Source organism: Methylorubrum thiocyanatum, from assembly GCA_014138645.1.
Taxonomy (GTDB): Bacteria; Pseudomonadota; Alphaproteobacteria; order Rhizobiales; family Beijerinckiaceae; genus Methylobacterium; species Methylobacterium thiocyanatum.
In genome coordinates this window covers 42,950-48,949 of sequence record JACJIB010000014.1, presented here as the reverse complement: position 1 = coordinate 48,949, position 6,000 = coordinate 42,950, and the positions used below count along the sequence as shown (strand labels likewise).

Annotated in this window: 6 protein-coding genes; 4 read left to right on the top strand and 2 right to left on the bottom strand. The window is 67.3% G+C overall.

The features are described 5' to 3' along the window. Positions 1-553 precede the first annotated feature (553 nt). Complete coding sequence (locus HNR51_RS25735) at positions 554-1,456, bottom strand: LysR family transcriptional regulator (protein ID WP_182556851.1); 903 nt, start codon at positions 1,454-1,456, stop codon at positions 554-556. A 116-nt stretch (positions 1,457-1,572) separates the two neighbouring features. Between HNR51_RS25735 and HNR51_RS25730 the strand changes: the two genes are divergently transcribed. From HNR51_RS25730 to HNR51_RS25715, 4 genes are read left to right on the top strand one after another with little or no spacing between them, the layout of a single operon-like run. Further along, positions 1,573-2,529 (top strand): ABC transporter substrate-binding protein, encoded by a 957-nt coding sequence (locus HNR51_RS25730; protein WP_182556850.1) that lies wholly within the window; start codon positions 1,573-1,575, stop codon positions 2,527-2,529. A gap of 47 nt (positions 2,530-2,576) precedes the next feature. Continuing rightward, complete coding sequence (locus HNR51_RS25725; RefSeq protein ID WP_210280259.1) at positions 2,577-3,407, top strand: ABC transporter permease; 831 nt, start codon at positions 2,577-2,579, stop codon at positions 3,405-3,407. Then, positions 3,400-4,179 (top strand): ABC transporter ATP-binding protein, encoded by a 780-nt coding sequence (locus HNR51_RS25720; RefSeq protein ID WP_182556848.1) that lies wholly within the window; start codon positions 3,400-3,402, stop codon positions 4,177-4,179. The genes HNR51_RS25725 and HNR51_RS25720 overlap by 8 nt, the downstream gene beginning before the upstream one ends. Further along, positions 4,179-5,009, top strand: coding sequence for an alpha/beta hydrolase (locus HNR51_RS25715; protein WP_182556847.1), 831 nt, complete (start codon positions 4,179-4,181; stop codon positions 5,007-5,009). Before HNR51_RS25720 ends, HNR51_RS25715 begins: the two co-directional genes overlap by 1 nt. Before the next feature lie 260 nt (positions 5,010-5,269). Here HNR51_RS25715 and HNR51_RS25710 read toward each other — a convergent pair whose 3' ends face one another. After that, positions 5,270-5,899, bottom strand: coding sequence for a tyrosine-type recombinase/integrase (locus HNR51_RS25710; protein WP_182556846.1), 630 nt, complete (start codon positions 5,897-5,899; stop codon positions 5,270-5,272). Positions 5,900-6,000 lie beyond the last annotated feature (101 nt).

The window sequence follows — 6,000 nt, the reverse complement described above, 5'->3', positions numbered from 1 at the left end:
GCCGAGGTCCCATCATCTGCGTCGATCCCCGCCTCACAACGGCAGTGAATCACCTCAGATATGCCGCTGCAACAGCCGAGTTTTTCAACAAAATCCGCCGTTAGCAGACCTTCGGCTTTGCCCTTTCAAGATCCGCTCATGATCCAAGCCTGGACCTTATCCTATTATGGGAAGCTGTATCGTCAGCTGATCAGACAGAGGCTAGCAGCTCGACACAGACGAGGTTGGAGCGCAGCGACTCTTCTGCAGTCCGAGCGGCAGGCGCGCTGCTTGGGAGCCTGCCGGCAGGGCTCGACGCCGGGGCAATAACGGTTAGCAGCGGCGTGGCCGCGGGAGTCCGCACGAGGGGGGCGCTAAACCTCTACCGCCTCCCCGGTGCGGCGCTCCACGGGGCCGAGGCCTGCCGGCGCAACCAAACCCGCTACGCATACCGGCCCCGTGCCGAGGAGGGCAGCAAGTCCACACCATTCCGTTCCGAGCCGGTTCACAGCCACGGCCATATGAAAATTACGCCGTCCTAACCCACCTGGCTTTGACATCCCTCGAAGAGCGTTCAGGCCGCAGCTATCTGACGGTTCAGGCGTGCGGCGAGCTGGTCGGCGAATTTGCTGGCGGCGACCGGGAGCAGACGTCCGCGCAGTTGCGCCAGCACGACGCTCATCGGTTCGAGGTCGCGGGCGTCGATCAGACGGCTGCGCAGGCGCGGGTCGTCCGGAATGCCGCTCGGCACCTGGAAGCTGACGACATCCTCTCGGAGGACGACGTTGCGTAGGAATTCCAGCGATCCCGATTCCACAGTCGCGCGCATCTCGATCCCGCGCCGGGCGAGCGCCTGCTCGATATGGTGGCGGATCGCGAGCGAACGGTCGGGCAGCGCAAGCGCGTGGGCGATACAGTCGCGTAGCCGGATCGGTCCGTCCTCGGAGGCCAGGGGATGGCTCGCCCGCATGAGGGCGCACAGGGACTGACGGCCGGCATAAAGCGCATGTAGCTCCGCCGAGGGTGGCGGCTGGAGGATGAGCGCGAGGTCGGCCTCGAACGAGACGAGAGCGGCCACCGCCTGGACGTGATCGCGCACCTGCACGGTGAAGGCGACCTGGGGAAACTGTGCCCGGTAGGTCTCAACCTCCTCCGGGATCATCCGGGTGACGAAGGCTTGACTGCAGGCAAGCGCCACGTGACCTCGGCGCACGCCGGAGAGGTCGGCGATTTGCGAGCGCACCCGGTCCAGGTCCGCGGCCTGGTCGCGGATGTGCCGCGCCAGCAATTCCCCCGCCGCGTTCAGGCGCATCCCTTGGGCAAGGCGCTCAAAGATCGGCGTTCCGAGCTCGTACTCGATGTCCTGGATCTGCCGGGTCAGCGCCGATGGCGTGATGTTGAGGCGCTCGGCTGCCCGCCGGATCGATCCGCTGCGAGCGACCTCGGCCACCGCGGTAAGGCTGCGCAGATGCTTCATTCCGGTCCTCCTGCGCAGTGTTGCCAGAAATTCAACAGGGCCGTCAAAAATTAGCACTTCCTGGCAACAGCCCAGCTTTTTAGGCTTACGGCATCGATAGATGCAGGAGCCGCCCGATGATCGACCGCCGCAGCCTCCTCGCCGGTCTCGGAGTCGGCCTCGTCGCGAACTCACTCCCCGGCCGCGTTGCGCGGGCACAGTCCGCTCCGACCGTCATCCGGATGGGCTCGCTCAAGCTTATTCACTCGATCGCGCCACACTTTTACGAGCGCTTCACGCCCGAAGGCGTGCGGGTCGAGGTCATCCCGTTCGAGAGCCCGACCGAGGGCAAGAACGCCGTCGTCACCAAGTCGGTGGATTTCGGAACGTTCGGGCTCGCGGCGGCGACGCTCGGGGCCGCTGCGGGCGAGCCGATCGTCGTGATCGCTTCCACCTGTAACCGCGGCATGGGAGTGATCGCTCGCAAGGATTCCGACATCCGAACGATCAAGGACTTGCGCGGCAAGCGCGTGGCGATCTGGCCCGGCAGCACGCAGGAGGTGTTCGCACTGGAGCGGATGCGCATGGAAGGACTGTCCGTGAAGGACATCACCCCGGTGCGCATCTCCTTCTCGGAGATGCACCTCGCGCTCGCCCGCGGCGACGTCGATGCCTATGTCGGTGCTGAGCCCGCCCCCGGCGTCAGCCTAGCCTCGGGCATCGGCCAGCTCGTCGAGTACCCCTACGGCACCGAGATGGGCTCGCTCAACATGGTGTTCGGCGCCCATCGGGACACGCTGGCCGAGCGGCCCGACCTCGTGCGCACCATGCTGCAGATCCACCGCAAAGCCACCGAGTTCGCCGCCAAGGACCGGGAGGCGATGATCGCCATGGCGGTGGCCAAGCTCGGCCAGAAGCGCGAGGCGCTGGCGATCTCGGCCCCGAACGTCGAATTGACCTGGAAGCTCGGGCCGGACGAGGTGCGGCAGGCCAAGATCTATGCCGATCGCATGCTGGCACTGAAGCAGATCAAGCGCCTTCCCGAAGACGGCTTCATCGACACCCGCTTCGTCGATGCCATGAGGGACGCGTGAGCGCCGCGATCGAGGGCGCCGCCCTCCCCGCCGCCTTGCCGACCGCCATGCCGGCTCAGGGTCAGAGCCCAAGGCCGAACGATCCGCTCCGCAACCTTCTCGACCGCTTGCGCGGCCCTGTCCTCGCGCTGGTGGTGCCGCTGGCGGCCCTCGCGCTCTGGCACTTCACTACCGCGAACAGGCCCTACAGCCTCGTCCCGCCTCCCGCTGAAGTGTGGCTGGCCCTGCGCGACATGGCGTTCGGCGGTATCAACGACGACGCCTTCAGCGCCACCCTGTGGACCCATCTCTGGGCCTCGCTGTCGCGGGTCTATGGCGGCTTCGCGCTGGCCGCCGCGGCGGCCCTGCCGCTCGGGCTGATGATCGGGCGGGTGCCTCTAGTCCAGGCTCTCCTCGATCCCGTGCTGCAGATCCTGCGCCCGATCCCTGTCACCGCGTGGCTGCCGCTGGCCATGATTCTATTCGGGCTCGGAGCCACCTCGGCCTTCTTCCTCGTGTTCCTGGGTGCCTTCTACCCGATCCTCGTCAATACCGTGTTCGGTGTGCGTTCGGTGGAGCCGCGCCTGTTCGAGGCAGCGGCGATGCTGGGCTGCACGGGTCCCGCCCAGTTCATCCGGGTGGTGCTGCCAGCCGCTCTCCCCTCGGTCTTCACCGGGCTGCGGCTCGGCCTGGGCTTCGCCTGGGTGGTGATCGTGGTCGGCGAGATGACGGGCGTCCAGACCGGCCTCGGCGCCGTCATCATGGAGGCACGACAACTCTCGCGCACCGAGATCGTGATCTGCGGCATGGGCGTGATCGGCGTCGCCGGCTTCGTCTCGGACTGGATCGTGATGCGCATCGGCCGCCGCCTCCTCTCGTGGAGCCCATCCCATGGCTGAGCCCACCGTTCCCATTCTGACGATCCGGGACGTCTCGAAGACTTACACGGCGCAAGGCCGACGGACGGAGGCCCTGCGCGGCGCCGGCCTCACCGTCCAGCGGGGGGAGTTCGTCTGCCTGCTCGGTGCCTCGGGCTGCGGGAAGTCGACCCTGCTACGCATCGCCGCCGGCTTCGAGGCGCCGAGTTCGGGCCAAGCCCTGATGTGGGACAAGCCGATCGTCGGCCCCGCTCCGAGCCGCGGCATGGTCTTCCAGGATTATGGCCTTTTCCCCTGGCTCTCCGTACGCGACAATGTCGGCTTCGGCCCCAAATCGCGGGGCCGCCCCGCGGCGGAGATTCGCGAGACCGCGCGCCGCTACATCGATCTGGTCGGTCTCGGCCGCTTCGCCGACGCCTATCCGCACCAGCTCTCGGGTGGCATGAAGCAGCGCGTGGCCATTGCCCGGGTGCTCGCCAACGAGGCCGAGATGGTCCTTATGGACGAGCCATTCGGTGCCCTCGACGCCATGACCCGCGAGCGCCTCCAGGACGAACTCCTCGACCTCTGGACCCGGACCGGCCTCACCGTGCTGTTCGTCACCCACGCCATCGAGGAGGCGATCTTCCTCGCCGACCGGATCGTGATGATGTCGCCGGGGCCGGGCCGGATCGAGGCCGTCCACACCGTCGACCTGCCGCGGCGCCGGGACGTGTCGAGTCCTGCTTTCAACGATCTGCGCCGCATGCTGTCGGCCCAGCTCCACAGCCACCACGCGCCGAAAGCCGCCTGATGGCCGCGACCGACGCCGTGGCGTGGCGCGACCTCGACCGCGCTTCGCTGACCCGGGCCTACGACAATTCAGCGGCAGTCCGGGACAGCACTGCTCTCGTGGCGGGTTGGCGCGCCCGCAGCGCTGCCTTCCGGGAGAGCAAGGCGGGACAGACCTTTGCCTACGGCCCTGGCCCGCGGCAGGCCCTCGATCTCTACCGCTGCGGCGCGGCGGGGGCGCCCTGCCTTGCCTTCATCCACGGCGGCTACTGGCAGCGCAACGCCCGCGAAGATTTCACCTGCATGGCCGAGGGGCCGCTCGGCCTCGGCCTCGATGTGGCGCTGGTGGGATACACCCTGGCCCCGGAGGCAAGCCTCACCCGGATCTCCGAGGAAGTCGGGGCGGCTTTGCGCCTACTGCGGCAGAAGATCGGACCCTCGCGCCTCGTCGTCGCGGGCTGGTCGGCCGGCGGCCATCTCGCAGCGCTGATGACAACGCTCGCCGCCGACGCGGCCGACGCCGCCCTGGCGGTGAGCGGGATCTTCGATCTCGGACCGATCGCCGGGACCGCGTTGAATGACGCGCTGCGCCTCACCGATGGGGAGGTCGCCGAGCTCTCGCCCATCCGCAGCCTCGCCCCGGATGGGCTGCCCGTCTCGGTGATCTATGGCGGGGCCGAGCTACCCGAGCTGTGCCGCCAATCCGAGGATTACCACGCTACCCGCAGGGCGCTGGGCCTCGCTGGCGACCTGCACGTCGTGCCGGGAGCCGACCATTTTCGGGTGCTTGACGCCCTGACCGCGCCGGACGGGCGCATCGCCCGAGAAGCCGCCCGCCTCGCGGGCCTGTGACACGCACGAACGAGGACGGACCCGTGCCTTCCTTCCCGACAATCTCCGCCCTGCGCGCGGCCTACGCCAGCGGTCTCGGCCCGCGATAAGTCCTGGCCGAGACCTACCAGCGACTCGCCGCCATCGACTGAGAGACCGCTTTCGCAGCTCATCCGGACCTTAATCGGCACCGGCGCAAATGACTGCTCGGGGTCATTCGGCACCCTGGAGAGCGACCATCCTGCTGGCACGCCGCGGCCATTTCCACCGCGGCGTCCGGTTCAGATTTCGGTCTGCTCTGAGAGGATCAGCGCGTCGTCAACCTCAATGCCGAGATAGCGAACCGTGCTCACCAGCTTGGTATGGCCAAGGAGCAGTTGGCAGGCTCGGATATTGCCGGTGCGCTTATAGACCAGCGCGACCCTCGTGCGGCGCAGGCTGTGCGTGCCGAACGCCGAAGGGTCCAGGCCGATCAGGGCAACCCAGCGATCTACCAGCCGACTGTAATGCCGCGTCGTTAGATGCTCTCCGAGTCGGCTGCGGCTCGGGAACAGCCAGTCGCCGGCTTTCAACCTGCGCGCAGTCAGCCAAGCCTTAAGAGCCTCGCGCGTCGGTTCGGTGATCTCGAACGGGACCGGCCTGCCAGTCTTGCGCTGGCAGACGGTTGCTCGGAGACGCACAGCGTCACCCAGATGAATGTCGCTCACGCGCAGGCGGACGAGATCACACCCGCGTAGCTTGCTGTCGACGGCAAGGTTGAACAGGGCAAGGTCGCGCGTGCGGTTGGCGAGCTGGAGGCGCGTGCGCAGAGCCCAAATGTGCTTCGGCTTCAGCGGCGGTTTGGGTCCGACGATACGGCCGCGGTTCCAGGGAACACGTGTGCTGGTGGGAACAGTGACAACTTCGGGCATGACAGGCTCCCGGGTTGAGGAGCTCGTTATGAGGAACCCGATGCTGCCGCTGAACCCAACGTCGAATGACAGCTCTTTGCGACACAAGCCGACATTGGCGT